This window comes from Paenibacillus sp. FSL R5-192, from assembly GCF_000517845.1.
In the GTDB taxonomy this organism is placed as follows: Bacteria; Bacillota; Bacilli; order Paenibacillales; family Paenibacillaceae; genus Paenibacillus; species Paenibacillus amylolyticus.
Map to the genome: position 1 here is coordinate 1 of NZ_ASPR01000021.1, position 23,074 is coordinate 23,074.

Sequence of the window (23,074 nt, forward strand, 5' to 3'; positions counted from 1 at the left end):
CTCAGCGGCGTGGGCCGCGGCGGGTAGCGCTGCCGCAAGGCGAGCCGCCGCTCGGGCGTTGCGCCCGCCGGGCTGCTTGTGGCCCAGCGCCCACAGCGCCAGGGCCGCCTCTGGCCCGCGCTGCGCATGCGCCGCCCAGGGCTGCAAAGCCGCCCGAGCTGCGGCGTCCTCGCCCAGCTGGGCCAGCGCAAGCCCGGCGGCCAGCGGCTGTGCCCGCAGCGGGCCAGCAAGCGCCGCCGTATGGCGCAGCAGCCACTCCGGCCGATGCGCGGCAAGCGCGGCCGGGATCAACGCTTGCCATGCCGCAGGTGGCAAGCTTACCCGAGCGGCTACGCTAGCGATGGCATGCGGCCGCCCTGTGGCTGCGGCCAGCAACAACAGCCGCTGCCATGCAGCCATGCTGCCGGGTTGCATGCTCAGCGCCGCCGTGTATGCGGTTTCTGCCTCTGCCCAACGGCCAGCCCGCTCATATGCCATGCCTTCCAGCGTCAGGCTACGATAGGTCCCAGCACCAGAGACTGATGTATACCTGCTGGCTGTGGAAGCAGCTGATTTAGCCTGTTTTAACCAATTCAAGGCCACGTCCTCTCTCCCTTGATCCAGTTCAAGTACAGCACCAAACTCCAACAAATCCGGAAAATCCTCATACACGGGCGCCCATGCTTTCACTACAGCAAGCGCCCGTTCCGGGCTGCCAATCTCTCGCCAGGCGTAAGCCGTTTTCAGCACCAGATCCGAGTGATATCCACACTCCGGCTTAAGCTGTGCCAATAATGGCTGTAACAAACGGAGTGCTTCATCATACTTCGCTTGCTGAAACCATTCTGCGGCCAGAGCATATAACAACTCCGGTTGATCGCCCTCCTGATTCAACGCGAAACGAATCAACTGCATGTTCCGTGCGCCTTTATTTTTGTCGGTAATCACCTGCTCCAGATATCCGTAATGAATGACTTCAAGTCCAGCATGAAGCACACCTTGCGGAGCCAGTGCCATGATGGAAGAAGCAATCTCTTCATGAATTCTGCCCTGAAAGGCAATTCGGGGATCATTTCGGAACAAACGACACACCGCATCTGTCACACGCTCTTCACCAGACATACCCAACAGACTCGTGACCTGTATCCAGTACCCCCATACGTTGTCCTTGCTTGCCGCTAACAACTGCACGAGTTCAGTCTTCATCTGAGGGGTCTGTACCCATACCTCATCCGCATCAAGCACCAGAATCCACGGTTTCGTAGCAGCGGTCAGCGACAGATTACGGGCTTCACTGAAATCTCCGTTCCATTCCGTTCGGATTACAACGGCACCATGAAGGCGGGCAATTTCAGTTGTATCATCTACCGATCCTGTGTCTACAACGATGATCTCATCCACAACATCCCTGACTGCATTCAAACACCGCTGGAGTGAACCGGCTTCATCCTTCACGATCATACACAAACTAATCCCTATACCCATATTCATCACCACCCCTCACCAACGGAGTTCAGCCCCACCCATTAGCCCGCTGAATTAAGTTTAACCCCCGGACCTGCCTGATCCCCTCTCAGCTCTCAAACCCGTCCGCTCCCGGTAACTCCAGCCGAATATGCTGAACGACAGGCCAACAACGGTGCCTCTGTCCATCTGTATGCTGAGCGAACACCTCCAGATGATGGTCCGCAGCACTGACCAATCCTTTCACCAGCCAGCTTGTTCCCGTCAGGGTATCCGAAGCCCCAGGGAACGACTCAATGTCACTCACCTTCCCGTTTTCCTTTTTCCCTTCCATCTCTTTCTCCTTCTCTCCCACTCGAACGCTCTGTTCCACCGATAACCCTTCTCCAGCCAATTGCTGTCGACACATCTGAATCAGGCTATGCAGCTCTTTCCATCTCCCTGACTGTACACATCCTTCCATCATCAGTCCAAGGGCCTGCCAGCCATCATACTCTGTTCCTGCAACCGTTCCGTCTATGCTGGAGTCCATGTCCTTCTTCTTTGTCGCTCTCAGACCAACCGTTCTCCCTGTCTGCACAGCAGGTTCCTCATTCGTTACTGCCCCAGCCTGCGAACTACGCTTTAACCACAAGGTCAATGGATCATCTCCGTTGGCTTTCTTCCCCTCGATCCACTCCAAACGTTCGAGCCATCGTGCAGACGAGATCGCGAGTAGCCCTTTTTTCCGCTGCACAGGTTCCAATTTCAGACGCGCCTTGTTCCATCTTCCCTGTTGGATTTGGAGCATCGCCTCCGCCACAGATAAACGCTCCCTCATCTCTGCGGAAGGTTGTGAGGATATAACCAATAACAATTGCAGAGCCGCATCATAACAACGAGATTGCTCCAGAATGCCCAATACTTTGTGTGTAGCCTCTTCCGAACTGAGTGCAAAACGCTCCCTCACCAGCGCTGGAATCTGATGTTCCTGCCCGGAGACTCGCATAATTCGGAATATCCGATAGAGCGGCGGTAACAGACTCGATTTGGCACGTACCGCTTCCACGTAAGCATCCACCGCACCCTCCAGATCCGCCCTTCCTTCCAGTAAACGCCCTAACGTATACCACGTCTGATAGGTGCCGATGCCTTCCTCCGTATGATATATGGGTGGAGGTGGTCCCATACGGACAGCTTCACGCAGCGAATATTCTGCCCGATCTGCATCACCCAAGGCGTCTGCACATACCCCGCGATGGTGCATCAGATCCGTGTACTCTGGAAAGAGTTCAAGCGCAGCATCGATGCGATCTAATGCCTCCTGCCAGCGATTCAGATGCTGGAGACAACGAACTTCATATTTGAACAGCAAATGCGCGTAACTGGTCACCGCAGGATCAATCCCCATCCGAGCCACACCAAACGTCTCCAATGCCCGCTCCGCTTCCCCCACACGCAGATACTCGACACCCAGATTATAATGATGGAACGGTTGATCCGGTTCTTCCTCCACTGCCTGTTGCAGCAGGCGAACATTACGGTTCACCTTATCTTTGCGCTCCACAATCGCCGTCTGATACCCATAATGATGGATGACCATGTCCGTCACATGAAAAGCCGCCTCTGGATTCCTACGGCAAATCGCCGCCGCAATCTGCTCATGAATCCGACCTTCGAACCGATGCTCCGGGGCATTACGGAAGAGACGTAAAACCGGATTCACGGTAACCCCCTGCTGACCCGTACCTGTATAGTTATGAATGTTTAAAAACAATCCGTCACATCCGCTGACCGACGTCCAGCTCCTGATCTGCTCCCGCGCAGCCCTATCGAGCGCCTCGTCCGCATCAAGAAATAGAATCCAGTCGCCGGAAGCGCGCTCCAGGCCAGCATTCCGTGCTGCGGCAAAATCTTCGCACCACTCAAACCCCACAACCAAAGCGCCATATTGCTGCGCAATCTCTGCGCTTCGGTCCGATGAACCGGTGTCCACCACAATAATTTCGTCCACCGCTCCCTGGACACTGGCAAGACAATGAGGCAGCAACTCTTCCTCATTCTTCACGATCATGCATAGGGAAATTCGTTCCGCTCGCAAGCTGATTCCTCCTTTCCTTTGCATGGAAAAGCGTACGCCACGGCATACCCTCGGTCGTTCGCAGCCTTTGTTCCAGTGCATTATGTTGTGCAACGAGTACACCTGAAGAAGGAGATCGAACCAATTCCTGCCGAATCGCCTCCATTGCCAATCGCATGTAACATACAGCTGCTCCAACTCGGGCCTGCCACATATCAGGCTCCCGCTCCAGAGCCTGCTCGAACAGAGACAGCGCTTGATCGTTGTGGCCTTTTGCATACAGCGTTTCACCCAGCCAGAATAACCCTTCGGCATCCAGCTCACTCTCGGTCATGCACTGAATCAGGATGTTCGCGGCTACCATGGTATACCCGTGACGATACAGCAGACTTGCAAACTTTCGCCTTCGAGTTAAAGTCGTTCCCCAATGATCACACATCATCATGGCCCGCAACTCATGCAGTTGCTCAGCAAGTGTGAGCTGTCCTGTCTTTACGGCTTGCTGCACAACCTTCTCTGCTACCATTTCTGCCTGCGGACCCCATTGAATAAGCTTCTGTTCTTGTGAAGCAGGTTCCATGCTTCGCGGCTCTTTCGATAGCTGATCCAGCAGTCGATCCATGACCTTCCAAACGTTCTTTTCTTGTGGAAGCGTAGTTGCGAGGAACGCCTCGGATAATCTTAATCCGTTGGCCCAACAAGCCAGTCCCCAATCCATTCTGTGCTCAGCCAGCAGATTGACTTCATGCACACACCCCACGCTCCAGTGTTCTTCTGCCAGTTGCAGCGCTTCGGAAACCCTATTCGCACACAACATCCAATGTATTTGATCCGCTACATGGATACGAACAGTACACGCATCTGTATCCAGCATTTTCAATGCCTGTTCATATGCTCCACAGCCTGTTAGAACATGAATCATTTGCACCAGATGATCCTCATTTGTCACTGCATATGAATGGGGCATTTCACCACGAATCAAATCACCGTGATCTGACTCTCCGATTCCTCTGCTTCTGGAAAGTAATGTTTCTGCTATGTTCTCATCCGTTTCACCGGATTGTTGCAGCACGTCTGCCAACCCGGCCCATGCCGGAGCATATGTGAACATGCTGTCCAGAGCCAGCCCGTACAGATGTGCAGACTCTTTATAGAATCCCCGTTTCTGTGCAAGTCTTGCCATCGCAGTATAGGCTCTGTAACTGTTAGAACCCGCTTCCGTTACATATGACGCGTCTAACGTGCTACCGCCATCACTGTGTCCAACACGGTCTATTCCCTCCCGACAGTCCGTTGCTCGAGCATACGATTGATATGCACGCTCCTCCAAACCTTGCAGCTCCAACGTCTCTCCATACAACAGGTGCAGATCAGCATAAGATGGATAACGCTGTCTTTCCACAGCCAGAATTGCATGCGCCTCGTCGTAACGTTCCGATCCCACAAGGGTCTTTGCATAATCTCTAACCAGTGTAGGTCGATATGGTGCGAGCAACTCTGTCAGGTGTAATGATTCACGGAACGCTTCAATTGCCTTTTCGACCTCACCAAGCTGGCAATACGTTACTCCCAGATTGTACAGGTGAAAAGACTGTTTCGGGTCATCCTGTAATTCACGCTCAATCAGCTTTAAATTACGTCTTGGCTTATGCTCTTGCGCAATCGTTGAAGCCAGATATCCATCATGAATCAGACATAGTGGAGCAAGCGGTTCAGTCTCGATCAATTGGCTTTGTTCATCGGTATAGGTCTCGCTCTTATTCATATCAGCAGCCTCTTCCTGGGTAAGCTCGCTTGGGCCGCTACGAACCAATTGCTCATGAATACGCCCCTTGTATCGATATCCCTGATGAGCACGGAACAGCCTCACTGGCTGAGAGATAACGCTCTCTTCTACCCCTTCGCCGTATCGATTCTCTATGGTAATACGTAATCTCAAAATGCTTTTATGGACTTTAGGTAAATAATTCAGCAGTTCTTCCAATCCGTGCGTAACGTACTCATCGGCATCCAAACACAGGACCCATTCCGTGCTCGCCAGAGGCAGACTGATATTTCGTGCATGGGCAAAGTCATCTTGCCAGCAGGCGTGCAACACCGTTGCTCCGTACGTTCTGGCGATCTCGGGTGTACGGTCAGATGAGCCGGTATCGGTGATAAAACATTCCGTGCTGATATGCTTCAAGCTGTCGAGACAGCGGGGCAGGTGATGTTCTTCATTTTGCACAATCATATGAATTCCAAGTAAACGGTTCTTCAAATCCAACCACCTCCAATACAAAAAAAGTACATGAAGTCCACCAAAGGAACTCCATGTACCTATATGACAAATAAATGGGTTATGTGCCTTGTCCATTGAAGAACACATCAATCGTGCTTGGTGCGCCGATTAGGCTGGAGCGGTAGGAAAGACGCGTGTATTTGAGAAAACGCTGCGGTACCAATACATCGACTGACCCGGACAAAATGCCCGTTACCGTCGTTACATCCGTGTACCAGTTCGTTCCGTTGGCGCTGATCTCAACAAGAGCATCTACCCGGTTTACACCCGGCCCCCGGTTATATACAAAGAAAGAATACGTGCCAAATACACTGGTCGTAACCGCCGGGAGCGCTGTGAAGGTGTTTGCGGTCGGGGTGCTTATGAGTTGGGACTCCTGAAAACTCTTCTGTGAAATCGACGTCACACTGCTAAGTGTTCCCGCGGTAATTGTAGCACCTAGCACGCTGGTGATTGTACCATTTAGCAGGTTTGTCAACGTCCCCGCAGTTACCGTTGCGCCAAGTACGCTTGTAATGGTTCCGTTCAATAAGTTTGTCAGTGTTCCTGCAGTAATCGTTGCTCCCAATACACTCGTGATCGTACCATTCAGCAAGTTCGTCAACGTCCCCGCTGTTACCGTTGCACCGAGTACACTGGTAATGGTTCCGTTCAATAAGTTCGTCAGGGTTCCAGCGGTAATCGTTGCTCCCAATACACTTGTGATTGTACCATTCAGCAAGTTCGTTAATGTTCCTGCGGTCACCGTGGCCCCGAGCACACTCGTAATCGTTCCGGCGGTAATCGTTGCTCCCAATACACTGGTGATCGTACCATTCAGCAAGTTCGTCAATGTTCCTGCGGTCACCGTGGCCCCAAGCACACTCGTGATCGTTCCCGCCGTAATCGTTGCTCCCAATACACTTGTAATCGTACCATTCAGTAAGTTCGTCAATGTTCCTGCTGTTACAGTTGCCCCGAGCACACTGGTGATCGTTCCCGCCGTGATCGTTGCTCCTAATACACTTGTGATCGTACCATTCAGCAAGTTCGTCAACGTTCCTGCGGTCACCGTGGCTCCAAGCACACTCGTGATTGTACCGTTCAACAAGTTTGTCAGTGTTCCTGCTGTTACGGTTGCCCCAAGTACACTTGTAATCGTTCCCGCCGTGATCGTTGCTCCTAATACACTTGTGATCGTACCATTCAGCAAATTCGTCAATGTACCTGCTGTTACTGTGGCTCCAAGCACACTGGTAATCGTACCTGCTGTGATCGTCGCTCCAAGTACACTCGTGATCGTTCCGTTCAGAATGTTGGTAATGGTTCCGGCGTTAATTGTAACCGTGGTCAGACCTGAGATGTTACTGATCGTTCCGTCCAAAATAATACCAACCACGTTCCCGCTTGTATCCGTTCTGACAGGCTGGGCTGTGCCTGTACTATCCTGACCAAAAATCAACGTTCTCAGATTATCCGGATTCGTATTAAACGTTGTAAAGTTAGGCATGTGTCTCGTCCTCCTCCCTGGTCAAATCTGTGAGATCATACTCCCTTATGGCATACGCTGCGCCTGAAAGTAAACATCGAGCCGGGTCGGCTGATCCGGTTCAACGGATCGAATTGCAAGCCGGGTATAGTGCAAAAATCGCAATGGTACCAGCGCTTTGGTCTGGCCTCCCGCGACCACCTCCTGGCTGTCCACAGCATAATCCACGGCATTGGGGCTGATCTGGATCTGTACAATAGCCGGATGTTTGCCCCGATTCACAACGCCATAGGTATACATGCTGAGTGATGAGGTGTCTTGTGCCGGGAGTGAATCCATGCTGCTACTGGTTTCGGCTCCGACATACGTATGCTCTGTAAAACAATGAATAGCACCAGGGAGTTTCGTACGTGAGGAAGCACCCTGCTTGAACCGGGGACGAGTAATCCGGGAACAAGGGGGTTTCAGCAATTTAGCGCGGCAGGAATGACGGGAGCGACGGCGACTGACATATTTAGTTGGTTGCTTCGTTCTCTTCTTGCTTTGCTTCGCTGTTCGACTCATCTCGATTTCCCCTTAAAAAATGTGCTTACGCATCGTATGCCCGGATTGGATATACGGGCACGGCAACCGCCGTTATTTCCAGATATACGGCTCAGTCCCCAATCCATTTGCTTCTTTTCACATACACTGCAAGTACAATGAAATGCGAATCAAGAGGCACCCTTCGTAATCAAAAGCGGACTTTTTGAACAACCTCTATAAGTTAATCTGGTCTATGGGAGGTGGATGAGATGACCAACTATAATGTATTCAACCAATCTAATCGTCCCCTGTTTACTCAACTGACCAATACCTTCTCAGCCCCGGGCATTGAAGCGTCACCAGACAGCGGTGCAGCTGCTGCAGGCAGTTTTTTTGCCCTGACGACCAACAATACCTTAATTCCTTCCAACCAGAGTCTTCTTCTACAGATCCTGAATGCGGCCGGCAGCGGCCGAACAATACGTATATCCAGCCTCACAGGAGGCACAACAGCGGCAGCTACTCTTGTTATCTATTCAGGAGGAACCGTGACTGCTGGTAGCACGCCAGTGCCCGTCAATACGTTACTTGGAAATACCAATGCCAGTGTAGTTACCACAAGACAAAATACCGGTACCCTGGGGGGAACCTTCACGAGCATTGCAAGTATTCCGCTCACTGCAGGAATGTATTCACTGGGTCTGAATGGCTCAATTATTGTTCCACCGGGACAAACATTATCCATTAGCGTAGGCACGGGGAATCAGACTGCAGCCATTAATCTGTTCTGGTGGGAATTCTGAGTTTGATCCTGATAAAAGGAGGTGCACACTGTGCCAAATAATAATGTATTCAACCCGTTAAGCCAGCCCGTCTATACGTCTAACACCAACACGTATATTTCTCCCGGCATTGTTGCACCTCCAGAGAATAATGCTGGCAGTACAGGCAATCTGTACAATGCAGGTTCCACCAACTCCACAACACTGGGGTTGCTGGGAGGAACGGTGATCGCCACCGTACAATTGGCCAATCCCGCAGGGAGTGGGAAAACCCTATACGTATCAAGGCTCTCCGGCGGAATCACGGTATCACTCAATCTATTATCTTCCTTCAGTGGTTCCATGAGTCTGAGCGCTAATGGAACACTGACATCGCCCACCACACTAACATCAGTAAACAGCAATCTTTCCAGCAGCAATACCAGCGTAGCCACGGTACGGTTCTCTGCTGCTACACCTTCAGGAGCGACGCCATTGATGGCTATGCCCCTTCAAGCAGGGCCGTTTCTGTCCAATGAATTTGGCCGTTACGTGGTTCCTCCGGGTCAAGCGATTAACCTCTCTGTCAGCGGATCACTTTCGGTTGGTGGGCTGATGGCCTCCACTGCTTATTTTGCTTGGTGGGAAGTATGATTCGTTCAACGATGTATAACAAAGGCAACGTGCAAACAGCCGCCTTCGGATGAGTACCGAAAGCGGCTGTTCTTTATATTGTAGATGGATGATTAAAAATGGTCCGGACAAGGCTGTCAGGCCGATTCCTGCGGAATGATCTCTTTTGCTTCAGACACGAGAGGCTGCTTCCCTTCCCACAAAATGCGCTGTAGAAGAATGCCGGCAAGACCAATTACCAGCGTAGCGAGACCGATATATTGAAAGGTGGGGCTCGGCCCTGCAACTCGAATGAGCGCTCCACCTGCAAGCGGAGCTACAACCAGTACAACACTGGATAACGAGTTTTGAATGCCAAAGACGCGCCCTACATAGGCAGGAGGGGTCTCCTTTTGCAACAAATAATTCAGTGTTACCATAAAGAGTCCATTACCCAGCCCAATGCAGAGGCCCCAGATAATGACCCAAATTTCAGGTGTTTGTGGGCCGATCCACCCCAGCGCAGCGATTCCGGCACCCACGAACAGATATCCTCCACCCAGTCCCCACCCATACCCAATTCTAGGCAAGCGATTTAACAACAAAATGATGACGACTGCCCCGGCTCCTGCCGACGACCCCAACCAGCCGAGCAGTGATTCATTACTTGGCTTGATCTCCCGAAACAGGGTCGTAAACTGATAATCAATCATGAGGATGGCCATGAGTCCAAAACAGCCGAACAGAATCGTACTCATTACGGTGCGACTGCTCTGTATAAAACGCCAGCCTTGCTTCCACTGGGAGAACAAAGATTCCGATCCATCTTTTTCACTAGCAGCACTCCCGTCTGATTCAAGGGACTCCGATTTCTCCACCAAACGCCGCAAGGGCCATAATACCGCACCTGACAACAGGCGGGTACAGGCATTAATAACAATACAGATTTGTGGTGAGAAAAAGGCCAAAATAACTGCACCCAGAAGTGGTCCCGCCACTTTAGAACACTGGCTCACAAAACCGTTTAGGGACGATGCCTGAAACAGATGCTCCTCTACCACCACCTGGCGGGTTAACGCCTGCTGAGCTGGAACGTGAAAAACTCCCATCATGGCCCGCAGGGCAAGAAGTGGCAGCAACCATGCCGGGCTTGGTGCGAATAAAATAGCAACGGTTAATCCCACGGTGATCACATCACACAGGATCATGATCTTTACTTTGTGCAGTCGATCAGCCAGGGCACCTGCAAAGGAGCCAAGCAGTATACCCGGGACAGCCATACATACAGGAATAAGTGCAATGATCAGTGGATCGGCGCCCCAGCGGTAGGCCACCATCACCTGGATGGCGAGTGCATCGAACCAATCTCCAAACGTAGCCAGAGAGTATGCGATAAACATGCGGACAAACCGGAGGTTGGTCCATAAGCTTTTGGAAGATTCCGCAGATGAGGCGGGTGATTCGGTGGATTCATTGGATGTGGGTTCATTTGAAATGACGGTCATACATGTACTTCCTCCCTTGATTACAGCCGCTTGTGGTCTGTATGTTCCTTGGCTGTAATCATAAAGGAGTTATATCAGAGGAAGATCAGAGGATGGGGAAGTAGGAGATAAAAAGTTACGTATTTCATCTACAATTTGTTGTCCATATGCGGGTACACCATAACTTTTGCCGATCTCTCCATACACTTGACGATATTTACTGCGAATTCTACCTTCAATTCGATGATGACCCAGGAATAGGAGAATCTGAAATGCCGCATTCAGATACAGCGGTGCATTCAGCGACATTTTCAATACATCCAGACCGTCATCCATTCTTAACTCTGCCTCACGAATCCGTCCCTGCCGAAGTAACCATAATCCTTCCATCACCTGAAAACGTCCGATCTCTCGCAGATAGGGTGCATCCTTCAATCCCGCTCGCAGGACTGCCATCTGAGCCTCAACAGCTTCGCCGTTGCCACCCCACAGTTCCACATACAACGCTGCAAGTGCTACAGGCAGTCTGAAATTCTTGAGCTCATCTGTGTCTATTACACGATATGTTTCTTCCAGCTGCTCTTTGGCACGTTGATATTGGCCCACCTCTACATAGACTTCAACGATGTTCAGAATACAGAGTTCGCGAAGCTGATCGGCAGACAATGCAGCTGAATTCAGCGCCTGTTCATACAACTGAATACTATCCGCTGGCTCGATCAGGGGGTGCACGAAAATCAGTAGCCAATATAGTCGCTCCTCAAAGGGAATTTCCTTTGTTGTAATCAGCCATTCCAGATCCCCCTGTATAAAACGGATATACAACTGATAATAAGGGGCAATCTGAATGCCAAGTGCCTCCTGTTGTTGAACCAGGGTCTGTATGGCGTTTCCCTGCCCAAACAAGTGATATTTACGAAGTAATCCGTGAATGACCTCCTGCATTTCTGGGTCCTGAGCAGATGGGCTAGCGGGTAGAGCGGACTTATTCTCATGCACAGCAAGTCGATATCCGTAGCCCCGTACTGTATCCAGACGGATCTCGTCCCAGCGTTTCAGCTTCTTGCGCAGGCGATAGATATGATCGTCCACAGTGCGTTCAACCGGATATTCAAGCGGCCATACCCGATCCAGCAATTGACTGCGGGTGAAGGCTTTCTCCTTGTTTTCATACAGAAAATGCAGCAGTGCAAATTCCTTGGCGAGCAGGCGAATGGACTCTGTACGCCGCGTGACCGTATATGTCCCTTCATCCAATTGCAAAGACATGCCTGGTTCCTCCTACTATGTATAATTCGCTGATCCGAAATCGTATAGATTCATTCCATTTTTTCAACGTGTTCAACATACCACAAAAACCCTTTGCGAGAACGCAAAAGGTTTTTATCGTCTAACTTATAGATGGCTTAGATTGTGGATTACGGTACGTATATCTGTTCTTCCAACAAGTGTTCCCTTGTCTTAACCCAGCACGACACGATCATCTGCCATTTTTTTGCCGCTAATCCGTTCGAATTCACCAAGCAACTCAGGGACAGTCAACGTACGCTTGCGCTCTTCGCTGACATCCAGAATAATTCGGCCTTTGTCCATCATGATCAGACGGTTACCCAGACGAATGGCCTGCTCCATATTGTGCGTCACCATCAATGTAGTCAGTCTCATCTCACGCACAAGTGTCTCCGTCAGTTCCGTTATCAGTTCGGCACGTGATGGGTCAAGGGCTGCCGTATGCTCATCCAATAGCAAAATTTGCGGCTGGGTAAAGGTCGCCATCAACAGGCTGAGTGCCTGGCGCTCCCCGCCAGACAAGAGACCCACTTTTGCATTCGGACGCTTCTCCAGTCCAATTCCCAGCTTCTCCAGTTGCGTGTTAAAAATCTCCCGTCTGGCACGGGTAACTCCGAAGCCTAGTCCGCGTCCTTTGCCACGTTTGTATGCCATCGCCATATTCTCTTCAATGGACATATGTGGTGCTGTTCCTGCCATCGGGTCCTGAAACACCCGGCCAATCCAGCTGCTGCGTTTATGCTCTGGCAGGTTTTTAATGGAGCGGTCATTGATCAGCACATCGCCCATATCCGGCTTCATCACACCCGAAATGATGTTCATCAGCGTGGATTTACCCGCTCCGTTACTGCCAATCACCGTCACAAAGTCTCCCGGATTCATCGTCAGATTCACACCAACCAGCGCGGTCTTCTCATCCGTTGTACCTGGGTTAAACAGCTTGGTTACTTGCGTAATCTCCAGCATGATCACATACCTCCCTTCGCCTGTTGACCCCCGGATCGCATCAACTCTTCCGTTCGTTTGCGAGCCAGACTACGCTGCTTCATGGAGCGTTGCATCGTTGGGAATACAAGAGCAATAATAACGATCACCGCGGTGATCAACTTCAGATCAGATGTATCAAACCATTCCACTTGAAGCGCAAGCGCGACCACAATCCGGTAAATGATTGAACCAACGATCGCTGCAAGTGTAGCCCAGAATACCGTTCTTGCTCCAAGAATGGCTTCACCGATAATGACGGAAGCCAGTCCAATAACGATCATACCGATGCCCATCGTGATGTCTGCAAAACCTGATTGCTGTGCAATGAATGCACCAGATAGTGCAACCAATCCATTGGATAAGCTGACACCTACAATGGTAGTCACATCCGTATTTGCACCAAAGCTGCGAATCATGCGTTTGTTATCACCTGTCGCGCGGAGTGCCAGTCCAACATCTGTTTTCATGAACAGATCGAGCATGATTTTAAACACCAGCACCACGATGATAATTAACACCATGACATGCTCACCTGAGAATGGATTATCCATACCCATAATGGATTTATTCGGTGCGCCAAGAATACGCATATTAATGGAGTAGAGCGCGATCATCATCAAAATCCCGGATAATAATCCGTTGATTTTGCCTTTGGTATGAAGCAGACCTGTACAAGCCCCAGCCACCATGCCGCCAGCCATTGCCGCCAAACAGGCAAGCCAAGGAGAGAAGTCATTGGAGATCATAACCGCCGCGATTGCGCCTCCTGTTGTAAAACTTCCGTCTACGGTAAGGTCAGGAAAATCGAGTATGCGGAACGTAATATAAACACCAAGTGCCATCAGTGCGTATAGAAGCCCCAGCTCGATCGCCCCTTCAATTGAATTCCAGCTTATACTCACACTACTTCCTCCCTGTCTATCGAAAAGAATGAGGCGAACCCGTTGCATGTTCGCCTCGCATTCATACTGCCGGATTAGACTCCGGTCAGATTATTGAATCAATCTCATAACTCATTATATTGATTCTATTGAATAATGTTGTTTTCCTGGTCTTTTACTTCCGCTTTCATCTCATCCGTAACCGTGATACCTTGGGCTTCAGCCGCTTTCAGGTTCAGGATCAGATCCAGTTTGTCCGGAACGGTGACTTTCATATCACCAGGTTTTGTACCATTTTTCAGAATGTCCGCGGCCATCTCACCCACCTGATATCCATGGTCATAATATTTGAAGCCAACGGTTGCGAAAGCTCCTTTTTCAACAGTATCCCGATCACTGGAGAAGAACGGAATTTTATTACTGTTTGCCGTTTGGATGATCGTATCAACCGCACTCACGACAGAATTATCCAGTGTAATGTAGAAGGCATCTACTTTGCCAACGAGGGAATCCGTAGCCTGTTTTACTTCAGATGTATTCGTAACTGGTGCTTTCACCAGCTTGATATTATGTGTTGCGAGCGCTTTTTCAGCGTTATCTGCCATAACCACCGCATTTGGTTCACCTTCGTTAATGACCAAGCCCACCGTTTTCACATCCGGCAGATTTTTAGCGATAAAGTCAGCCAATTGTACGATAGCCTCCGGATTCGTGTCGGATGCACCTGTAACATTGCCGCCCGGCTTATCCATATCGGTCACCAGTTTGGCACCCAACGGGTCTGTTACCGCTGCGAACAACAATGGCTTGTCCTTCACTTGTTGAGCCAGCGCCAGCGCAGATGGTGTTGCGATTCCGAGTACGAGATCATTTTTGGAATCACCCGAGATTTTCTGTGCAATGGACAGGTTGTTCGTCGAATCACCTTGCGCGTTATTGTAATCGATTTTGAGGTTCTTGTTCTCTTCAATGCCCGCTTCCTTCAGGGCTGCGATGAATCCTTCACGTGTAGCATCCAGAGATGGATGTTCAACAATCTGCGAGATGGCAATCTGGTATGATTTTTCCTCGCTGCCTCCACCTGTTGTAGTCCCTGATCCTTCGGATTCCGTACCTGTACCGCTGTTATTTCCGCAACCTGCCGCAACGATCATTGAAGCAACCATCATCAGTGACATCCAAAATTTCTTTTTCATGTGTGAGAACCCCTCTCCATCTTATAAAATGTGGTTACCCTTATCGAGATTCCATTGACACGATAGGGCGGGACAAAACAAACGCTTCAACGCATTGTTGCTTTGATCGACAAAAGCAGACAAATATAGACTTTTCTCATGCGACTGAAGTCCATGACCCGTGTTGGTGTTTTATTGTTCCCCTAATATTAAGGGGCGTCCCGATATCCGTCAATGGTTGAACCGCTTCCAATTTACTTTCATCGTATGGTTGTGATAGAAAACATTACATAAATAAAAAAAGCAACCCGCAAGTTATGCGAGTGGCTCGTCAAGAAGCTGTAATGTGCTTAGCGCTTCACGTTGACCAGCTGCACCAAGCCAACGTGTTAGCGCCAAGCAATAAAATCGCCCTTTCTCCAATGCTAACGAACCCGAGACATCTTATTGGGGTAATAATCACGATATGCAAATCCTAACGAACCTCACACTCGTTATTCATTCTAATATTAGAATTCGATACCGAGAATCGGCCAAATTAAGCAAAATAGCGCCTTTACGATTCGTTAAATTTTGAAAAGATCTTTGGAGAGGAAAATAGCGTCTACAGGGTTCGTTAGAGAAATTTCTTTCATACAGTTTCACGTAACGCAGGATATAAAAAAAGAGATGGCCTCGACGAAACTCGATACCATCTCTTCTTCTTTACACTTTGAATATCTTTTTTTCAACTCTCACCCAGTTAATTTCCCGACGCTTCGCGAATCTCATACTTGCACCTTTTACCGCCATCGGCGTAACATTCGGTACGCTCCACCTCAGCTTGAAGTAGCGAGCGAAACAGTTCCAGTTCACAGCGGCAAGCCTGCTTGTAGACACTCGCGACTTGCACAATCGGGCAGTTCATTTCCGTAATGACGTAGGTTCCATCTGCATCTCTAGACGCATCCGCCATATATCCGTTGGCATTCTGGATTCGAGCGAGTTCCTCCACCCGTCCAGCCAGATCCTGGCCCTCCATCTGTGGCAATCCGCTGCGAAGCAGCTTGTCCCGGCGACTCTCGAACAATGCATCTACCACACCGCTCCCGGCTGAGTCAGACAATTCTTCAAGCAGTTCCAGCGTAAGGGAGGAATATGATTTTGGAAAAAAGCTGTCCCCACGTACCGTCAATTGGTACACCGAGGACGGACGTCCGGCCGTAGCCCGGGCCTCCCGAACCTCAATCCAGCCGTCCTGCTCCAGTGCCGTCAGATGACGGCGAATGGCCATGCCGGTCAGACCCAGATCAGCTGTCATTTCCCTCGCGGTCAATGTACCTTGCTGCTTCAGCATGAACAAAATCCGTTCACGCGTCGTTCGTTCCTCTTCGCGCTTCACGATCAGCACCTGCTCTCCTGCTTATGCGTGTACCGGTGCTGCCTCCCGGCAGGCATCCGAGCAAAAGCGGTTATGCGTCTCTTCGCAATCCTCACAGCTTACATGCTGTAGGTTGCAGGTTGGACAATTAATATATCGGTCATGTGTCGTTCCACAGTGATAACAGCTGGCAATGACAATATCCTCTTCTGTCCGGTTAATCGGTACAGAGATCCGCTCGTCAAACACGTAACACTTACCATCGAACAGATGGCCTTGTACTTCCGGATCTTTACCGTACGTGACAATACCGCCGTCCAATTGAGCCACATCCTGAAATCCTTCATTGATCATGAACCCGGTCAGCTTCTCGCAGCGAATGCCGCCAGTGCAGTAGGTAATAATCGTTTTGTCCTTCATGTCACCCAGGTTCTCGCGGATCCACTCCGGAAACTCACGGAACGACTCCACATCTGGACGGATGGCCCCGCGGAAATGACCAATTTCGTATTCATAATCATTGCGACCATCGATAACGATAACGTCATCACGTTGTAGATGTTCATGGAACTCTTTCGGCGAAAGGCGTTTGCCGCTAGTCACATTTGGGTCAAGTTCATCTTCCACACGGAAGGTTACCAGCTCTGCTTTGTGACGAACAAAGATCTTTTTGAACGCATGCTCCTCGACATCATCAATCTTGAACACCATGTCGCTGAACAGCGGATTAGCCAGCATATCTTTCATGTACTGTTCCGTCTGTTCTGGCGTTCCGGATACCGTACCGTTAATGCCTTCGGATGCGATCAGAATACGGCCTTTCACACCAAGGTCCTTACAGTATTGCAGATGCTCTTGTGTAAACGTCTCGGGGTCTTCAATCTTCACGAACTTATAATATAAAAGCACGCGGTACGCGCTGTTACACATGTATATCACCTGTTCCTATTCCATGTTGTTATTGGCCGGATCATCCGGCAAGACGACTACGTTGCAACCTTACTTCTAAAAAAGAAAATAAACAGCCGCCCGAAACATCGTCTCGAACTGCTGCCTGACATTCGACTTTTATTCCTGCATTCTAGTTTATCGGAAGCGGAACAGCTTAGTCAATATAAATGTATAGAAAGGCATGAAAGATATGGAACATATCTTTCTGCACCATTCACCCTATTCCGAGATCGTAATGACCGAGGTTACAAAGTGATACGATTCATTCTCCAATACCGCCTGTGATAACAGGATTTTATTTCCTTTCGGGCTCCAGGCGAGTGGGTCAGAAGCGTTGTCCATATCGGCCGAGATCTGGAACTGTTCTGCCGACTCCGTGTTGGAGACAAATAGCCCTTTCTCATTATCATTCTCAGAATTGATGGTGTATGCAATCTTGGAATCATCACCCGACCAGCTTGTGCCGAAAATCTGTGTGCCTCTGGCAAGCGTGGCCTTCTCATTGCCTTCCAGATCGGTGAGCACCAGCGCCCGTTTGGTATCCGCTGTTCTTTTCACAATCGCAAGCCTTGTTCCATCATTAGATGGGATGACCCACTCCACACTTTTCAGCACCTGTTTTACTTCACCCGTCTTCGCATCGTATGCATTCAACTGGCCGTCCTCGCCCGTAATATAATAGAGCATATCGCCTGACACCTTGATACTCCGTACATTGAAATTACCTGTTTCCACTAGTATCTTTGTTGTACCGTCCACACTTGCCGAGATCAGATCACCCTTCATATTGGGGAAAACGACATGTTCATTATCCAGCCATGCGCCTTCTTGGATGAATCCATCCTCCTTGCCAGCAGGGGTTGTCTCCCCGTTATGCAGGTTCAGGAAGTAGCCTTTGCCCGTATTTTCCTCCGGTTCCCGGTAAAACAGATACTGACCATCCGGTGACACCAGCGGTGCACCCAGACTGGCTTCACTTTCCTTGAGCGGCGTGTCGGTGCCTTTCGTCAGATCATACATATATAAGTTGTGCGGGTATCTTTCCTGGCCTTCAACCATGACGGGTTTCAAGGACTTGTTCTCCTTGTCGGATACAATCCAATCATCACTAAGCCATGCAATTCCGCGCATATTCGGCAATTTATCAATCTTCTCCAGCTTGAAGCTCTGGTACACGGACGTGTTGGTATTATCTTTTACCGTAATATCCGTGCCCGTTTTCCCACCTTGTGCGTTGCCCCCCGGCTCCGTTATTCCCCCACATGCCGCTGTCGTTAACAGGGCAATGGCTCCGAACGTGCCCAAAGCTGCTTGTTTCCAATTCATGATGGTCCCCCCTGGTTTCTCTTGCTATAGACCAAGCATATACATCGCATACTTCCAAAGTTATTCAGACTTGTTTCGAACTTGTAAACTTGAATCAGCCAAAGGGAACATGAGCTGGAACGTCACACCTTCCCCATCTTCTGGATCACTCGACAGCAGGGTGATTGTACCGCCCTGTTTTTCAACAAACTGCTTCACGAGAGATAGCCCCAGTCCGGTTCCACCGGTTTTTCTGGCTCTGTCTTTGTTCACGGTGTAAAAGGGTTCAAAAATCTTCTCCCGCGCCTCTGCCGGAATTGGCGTACCCGAGTTATAGATGCGAATGATCGCTTGACGCTCCTGCATCCGCAGTTCACTCTTCACCCGGATCACACCATCCGGAACGTTATATTTGATGGCATTATCCAGCATGTTGATGAAAATATGCATAAGACTCTCCCGATCGCTGCGGATCACCGCCGGTTCAAGATCCAGTTCCATGTTCAGCGCAAACTTCTCCGCTTTCCCACGCATCCGGCCACAGGCATCCTCCAGCAGAGCGCTGACCTCTACATCTTCGGCCTGGTTCTCGAAGTCATACTTCTCCAGAGCAGATAAATGTAGTACTTTCTCGACCATCTCGTACAGCCGCTCCGTTTCTTTGCCAATGTTACTCGTGGCATCATCAAGCAGTTGCGGATCATCCTTATACATGTCGAGCAGCTCCACATAAGCTTTGATCGATGTCAGTGGTGTCTTGAATTCATGGCTAATGTTACCAATATATTGTTTCTGCTGCTGTTCCAGCGCCTGAAGTTTCTCAATCGCCAGTTGCAGCTTCTGCTGCTCCGCATGCATGGCTGTGATATTTTGCTGAATGGATGTACTCATATAATAAATGCCCTGCCCCAGCTCCCCCAACTCATCCTTGCGCTTTAAAGGAGACTCCGTAATGTAATTCCCTTCGCGAATGGAATCTGCGGACTTTTTCAGCCGAGTAATCGCAACGGCAAACCGATTGTAGAACAGATAACCTAATATGAAGCTCAGCGCAACAACGGTAATTCCTGCCCATATGAACAATTGAAGGATGCGAGTATAGAATTCATGGTAGCTTTGGACCGGATATTGCATCCATACGGCACCCATCTGTCCGTCCGGACCGTCCAGTGGTGCGGCATAGAGCAAGGTATCCCCTTGTTCATGATAGGCAATTTTATTTTGCAGTGCATAGTTGAGCGTATCCTGAACAATCGCACTCTCCCCAGAGCTGATCGATGAGCCGACTTGCTGGCCTTTCATATCATAAAGCGCTATCGGCAATCCGGTAGAGTTGGCCAGTTCCTGTGCAAGCCTGCGGCCGTTTTGTTGTAAAAAAACGTCCTGTTCAAGATGAACGGACTCCGTGTAGTAGGACTGTCGCACATTCAGATTCACCAGCCGTGTCTGCTGTGATAAAATACCTTCAATCTGTGACTGCTGATTGCGTTCAATACCGCGCAGGACCAGTGAACTAAGCACCACCACGGTAAGGATAAGTAATGCTGCCAGAAAAACACTGAACTTCAGCTTGATGCTGACTCTCATATGGCCCCGCCTGTTTCAGGTGCAGATGCTTTGTAGCCAATCCCGTATACGGTCTGTAATTTTTGCTGATCCGTATCTCCAATTTTTTTACGCAAACGCTGGATGTGAATGTCTACGGTTCGTGTACCACCCGCATATTCCATGCCCCACACTCGATCCAGCAGATCGTCTCGTGTGTACACACGTTCAGGATTGGACATGAGAATGGTCAGCAGGTCGAACTCTTTTGGTGTCAGATCCAGCTTCTCCTCATTCACGGTCACTGTGCGGTGAGCAACATGAATACGCAGTGTGCCATTCACGATGGCCTGATTCTTCGAATCGTCAGGTGGTGGACTGCTTTTCTCGACACGGCGCATGAGCGCTTTCACCCTTGCAAGCAGTTCACGGATCTCGAATGGTTTGGTCATGTAATCATCGGCGCCCATTTCCAGGCCAACGATTTTGTCCACGATATCATTTTTGACGGTCAGCAAAATAATGCCGATATCCTCGCGGTCCTCCAGCCTGCGGCATACGCCATATCCATCAAGCCTTGGCATCATGACGTCCAAAATCATGACCTGCGGATGAAACGATGCGACCTTGACCAAGGCCTCTTCGCCGTCACTCGCAGTATCTACTTCATATCCTTCGCGCCGCAGCGCGTAAGCAATGGCACTGACGATGCTTGATTCGTCATCTACCACGAGCACTTTTTTATTCATGGGATTCATCCTCTTTATCTATGTCATGAGTTAGTTTATGGGTCTATGTTAGCAAGGTCTTTGCGATTTAGCTATGGATGAGTTTGCAATTTGTATGAGAAGCTTTCATCCTCTCAGCTTGGACTTGGCTCTACTTTCTTTATACCCCAATGACGACAAAAAGAGCCAACCCGTGATTGGATCAGCCCTTAATCTATAGATTCCCGTTTCATGTTACTGTTTAGGCAATAACTTCTTAATTTCATCTTCAGAGAGTCCAGATGCTTTAACTATAGCTGAGAGATCTACGCCAAGTGTGAGTAACTCACGAGCCATTTCTCTCTTGCCTTCAGCCGCTCCTTCAGCTCGTGCGCCTTCAATCATTGATTTTTCGTCACTCAATGCTTTCATTCGAGCATCGTAGGCCATTCTGGTGGACGCATCCTGACTCAGAAATTCCAGCGTATCCATCGCCTTTTTCAACATCGGTTCATTCATGGCCAGCACCTCCCAGTTTGATGTATCTATTCCTTTAAGGAATAATAACCAATTCACGAGTCCGCCTTTTTCCATCGGAACAGAATACTCATCCAATTTGGTTAGTTCCATCACATGTATTTCGATATCATCCGTCAAACCAATACCTGTATGATCTTCTCGTAAATGAAAAACATTGTGATATCGCTCATTATCCAGACAGGAGTAGTTGAGTATATTAATAGTCACGCATTTTTTGAGTAGACTATAGTTTTCACCCTTTTTTATCTGATGAAAGTACATCTCACTCCAATAAAACAACGTCCTTTTCTCCATGTTATACGGGTTAAACAGCTGCATTTCAATGTTAATTAGTTTGCCTTCTAACGTCTTGGCTTTAATATCCAGAATGGATTGTTTATCCTCTGGACTATCCTTATCTGTATACGTGTTAACCACAGTGATCTCCGTAAGAGGAGATTCGCCGGTCTCTATAAACGTGCTGTTCAGAAAAGCTAACAAAACATCTTTGTTTTGCTCACTTCCAAAAATGCGTTTGAACACAAAATCTACTCGTGGATCGAGTAATTCCGTCACTCAGCATCAGCTCCATTCTCACCAGCATTATATCATAATTCCCATATAGCCTCAGCTTGATAATGGATCTGCACTTAAATTGCATTTACTCCTCAAATGACAGATTCAGCGGCTCGTCCGACATCTCGTACTCTGTCTCCATATGTGTCAGTGGTGTGTTCAGATCAACCTCCTCGAAGCGGAAGCTGTCGACCCACACTTTTCCTTTGCCGTTCAAAATAACCCCAAACGAAATGACCGCACTGCCCTCCGGTACATCAAGCACAATACTATACTGATTCCATGGCTGCGTACCCGTAATTGGCCGATCATGCATGTTATCAAATTGAAGTACATCATGCACGTTATTATCCACACGCATCCATAATCCGCAGAATGCATCCACATGCTCGGTCTTCACAAATCCCGATAACTTCATCCGCTTGCCCACATACTTGTCCGCTCTGAACTGTTGCATCATTGTTGCGAACTCGTTAGGCTCCATCGGCGTAACGGCCTTCAAATATCCTGAAGCTTTCCCCTGATGCACTTCAGCAGGATCAATACCCATCTCATAATTCTGCGGGTGACTTCCGGTTAACATCCAACCTGTAATTGTTGACGTCTGATTCATCTGTAATTCTCCTCCTCTGGTTCTTCCTTCGAATAATTTCAGATCAAACAATTTGCGAAAACGTCCTGGTGGCATGCCATATAATTTGCGGAATGCACGGGTGAAGGCTTCCTGACTCTCAAAACCACATGCCAGGGCGATGTCCAAAATGCCCGCATCCGTCGATCGGAGGGTGGTGGACGCCAGACTCATCCGACGGTTTCGGATATAATCCACCACGGTCATGCCCACCTCATTACGGAAAATCCGATGGTAGTGATATGGCGACAACAACGCCTCGGACGCCACTTCTTCCAGCCCAATCTGCTCATGCAGATGAGTCTCAATATAGAACAAACTTTGCTGAATCATTGCACGGTAACGGCTCAACTGAGGTAAAGCCCCCTTCCATATCCTTACTATACGTGAATGGTGTAACCGCCGTTTTGATCATTTTTGCTATCTTTATTTCTGTTTACCTCTGCCGGAGATGCAAAAAGAGCCAATCACGGATGGAATCCTTTCCGTAATTGACTCTTCTGGGAAACTGCCG

Annotated in this window: 19 protein-coding genes; 2 read left to right on the plus strand and 17 right to left on the minus strand. The window is 49.4% G+C overall.

The window, feature by feature from the left end:
- The 5 genes from C161_RS31565 to C161_RS16815 form a co-directional block, all read right to left on the minus strand.
- Positions 1-1,470, minus strand: a 1,470-nt coding sequence (locus C161_RS31565; protein WP_156946126.1) for a glycosyltransferase family 2 protein, incomplete at its 3' end; no start/stop codon positions are given.
- Between the two features lie 82 nt (positions 1,471-1,552).
- Entirely contained in the window at positions 1,553-3,523 is a 1,971-nt protein-coding gene (locus C161_RS31570) for a tetratricopeptide repeat-containing glycosyltransferase family 2 protein (protein WP_162163201.1), read from the minus strand.
- A complete protein-coding gene (locus tag C161_RS31575) occupies positions 3,480-5,762 on the minus strand; it encodes a glycosyltransferase (RefSeq protein WP_051449781.1) in 2,283 nt (760 codons plus the stop codon). The genes C161_RS31570 and C161_RS31575 overlap by 44 nt, the downstream gene beginning before the upstream one ends.
- A 79-nt stretch (positions 5,763-5,841) precedes the next feature.
- Positions 5,842-7,272, minus strand: a complete 1,431-nt coding sequence (locus C161_RS31985; RefSeq protein ID WP_235193843.1) for a DUF6385 domain-containing protein — start codon at positions 7,270-7,272, stop codon at positions 5,842-5,844.
- 45 nt (positions 7,273-7,317) lie between these two features.
- Positions 7,318-7,815 (minus strand): DUF6385 domain-containing protein, encoded by a 498-nt coding sequence (locus tag C161_RS16815; protein ID WP_036606672.1) that lies wholly within the window; start codon positions 7,813-7,815, stop codon positions 7,318-7,320.
- Positions 7,816-8,045: 230 nt separating this feature from the next.
- Between C161_RS16815 and C161_RS16820 the strand changes: the two genes are divergently transcribed.
- Positions 8,046-8,579 carry a hypothetical protein gene (locus C161_RS16820; protein ID WP_036671587.1) on the plus strand — a complete coding sequence of 178 codons (534 nt, stop codon included), beginning with the start codon at positions 8,046-8,048 and terminating at the stop codon, positions 8,577-8,579.
- Between the two features lie 30 nt (positions 8,580-8,609).
- Positions 8,610-9,191 carry a hypothetical protein gene (locus C161_RS16825; RefSeq protein WP_036671589.1) on the plus strand — a complete coding sequence of 194 codons (582 nt, stop codon included), beginning with the start codon at positions 8,610-8,612 and terminating at the stop codon, positions 9,189-9,191.
- 116 nt (positions 9,192-9,307) lie between these two features.
- Here the strand turns inward: C161_RS16825 and C161_RS16830 are convergent, their stop codons facing one another.
- From C161_RS16830 to C161_RS16885, 12 genes are all read right to left on the minus strand, one after another.
- Entirely contained in the window at positions 9,308-10,654 is a 1,347-nt protein-coding gene (locus C161_RS16830) for an MFS transporter (protein WP_084650284.1), read from the minus strand.
- Between the two features lie 69 nt (positions 10,655-10,723).
- A complete protein-coding gene (locus C161_RS16835; protein ID WP_051449782.1) occupies positions 10,724-11,902 on the minus strand; it encodes a winged helix-turn-helix domain-containing protein in 1,179 nt (392 codons plus the stop codon).
- 192 nt (positions 11,903-12,094) lie between these two features.
- Positions 12,095-12,889: an ABC transporter ATP-binding protein gene (locus C161_RS16840; RefSeq protein WP_036606660.1), complete on the minus strand. Its 795-nt coding sequence runs from the start codon at positions 12,887-12,889 to the stop codon at positions 12,095-12,097.
- A 2-nt stretch (positions 12,890-12,891) separates the two neighbouring features.
- Positions 12,892-13,752, minus strand: a complete 861-nt coding sequence (locus C161_RS16845) for an ABC transporter permease (protein ID WP_047841071.1) — start codon at positions 13,750-13,752, stop codon at positions 12,892-12,894.
- 185 nt (positions 13,753-13,937) lie between these two features.
- On the minus strand, positions 13,938-14,987 hold the full coding sequence (locus C161_RS16850) for an ABC transporter substrate-binding protein (protein WP_036671590.1): 1,050 nt from the start codon (positions 14,985-14,987) through the stop codon (positions 13,938-13,940).
- A gap of 721 nt (positions 14,988-15,708) precedes the next feature.
- On the minus strand, positions 15,709-16,356 hold the full coding sequence (locus tag C161_RS16855) for a helix-turn-helix transcriptional regulator (protein ID WP_083677519.1): 648 nt from the start codon (positions 16,354-16,356) through the stop codon (positions 15,709-15,711).
- A gap of 12 nt (positions 16,357-16,368) precedes the next feature.
- Positions 16,369-17,256, minus strand: a complete 888-nt coding sequence (gene trhO / locus C161_RS16860) for an oxygen-dependent tRNA uridine(34) hydroxylase TrhO (protein WP_036606654.1) — start codon at positions 17,254-17,256, stop codon at positions 16,369-16,371.
- A gap of 240 nt (positions 17,257-17,496) precedes the next feature.
- Positions 17,497-18,603: a hypothetical protein gene (locus tag C161_RS16865; RefSeq protein WP_051449783.1), complete on the minus strand. Its 1,107-nt coding sequence runs from the start codon at positions 18,601-18,603 to the stop codon at positions 17,497-17,499.
- A 60-nt stretch (positions 18,604-18,663) separates the two neighbouring features.
- Complete coding sequence (locus C161_RS16870; RefSeq protein WP_036671591.1) at positions 18,664-20,169, minus strand: sensor histidine kinase; 1,506 nt, start codon at positions 20,167-20,169, stop codon at positions 18,664-18,666.
- Complete coding sequence (locus C161_RS16875) at positions 20,166-20,876, minus strand: response regulator transcription factor (protein ID WP_036671592.1); 711 nt, start codon at positions 20,874-20,876, stop codon at positions 20,166-20,168. The genes C161_RS16870 and C161_RS16875 overlap by 4 nt, the downstream gene beginning before the upstream one ends.
- A gap of 213 nt (positions 20,877-21,089) precedes the next feature.
- Positions 21,090-21,929 carry an Rpn family recombination-promoting nuclease/putative transposase gene (locus C161_RS16880; protein WP_036671594.1) on the minus strand — a complete coding sequence of 280 codons (840 nt, stop codon included), beginning with the start codon at positions 21,927-21,929 and terminating at the stop codon, positions 21,090-21,092.
- 85 nt (positions 21,930-22,014) lie between these two features.
- Positions 22,015-22,911, minus strand: coding sequence for a helix-turn-helix transcriptional regulator (locus tag C161_RS16885; RefSeq protein WP_084650287.1), 897 nt, complete (start codon positions 22,909-22,911; stop codon positions 22,015-22,017).
- Between the last annotated feature and the right edge of the window lie 163 nt (positions 22,912-23,074).

What these genes read in the sequence shown, in the direction of transcription:
- trhO (WP_036606654.1), bottom strand. Translation starts at nt 17,256, where the DNA reads ATGTGTAACAGCGCGTACCGCGTGCTTTTATATTATAAGTTCGTGAAG.
- C161_RS31985 (WP_235193843.1), bottom strand. Translation starts at nt 7,272, where the DNA reads ATGCCTAACTTTACAACGTTTAATACGAATCCGGATAATCTGAGAACG.
- C161_RS16875 (WP_036671592.1), bottom strand. Translation starts at nt 20,876, where the DNA reads ATGAATAAAAAAGTGCTCGTGGTAGATGACGAATCAAGCATCGTCAGT.
- C161_RS16865 (WP_051449783.1), bottom strand. Translation starts at nt 18,603, where the DNA reads ATGAATTGGAAACAAGCAGCTTTGGGCACGTTCGGAGCCATTGCCCTG.
- C161_RS16850 (WP_036671590.1), bottom strand. Translation starts at nt 14,987, where the DNA reads ATGAAAAAGAAATTTTGGATGTCACTGATGATGGTTGCTTCAATGATC.
- C161_RS16820 (WP_036671587.1), top strand. Translation starts at nt 8,046, where the DNA reads ATGACCAACTATAATGTATTCAACCAATCTAATCGTCCCCTGTTTACT.
- C161_RS16830 (WP_084650284.1), bottom strand. Translation starts at nt 10,654, where the DNA reads ATGACCGTCATTTCAAATGAACCCACATCCAATGAATCCACCGAATCA.
- C161_RS16870 (WP_036671591.1), bottom strand. Translation starts at nt 20,169, where the DNA reads ATGAGAGTCAGCATCAAGCTGAAGTTCAGTGTTTTTCTGGCAGCATTA.
- C161_RS16845 (WP_047841071.1), bottom strand. Translation starts at nt 13,752, where the DNA reads ATGGCACTTGGTGTTTATATTACGTTCCGCATACTCGATTTTCCTGAC.
- C161_RS16815 (WP_036606672.1), bottom strand. Translation starts at nt 7,815, where the DNA reads ATGAGTCGAACAGCGAAGCAAAGCAAGAAGAGAACGAAGCAACCAACT.
- C161_RS16840 (WP_036606660.1), bottom strand. Translation starts at nt 12,889, where the DNA reads ATGCTGGAGATTACGCAAGTAACCAAGCTGTTTAACCCAGGTACAACG.
- C161_RS16835 (WP_051449782.1), bottom strand. Translation starts at nt 11,902, where the DNA reads ATGTCTTTGCAATTGGATGAAGGGACATATACGGTCACGCGGCGTACA.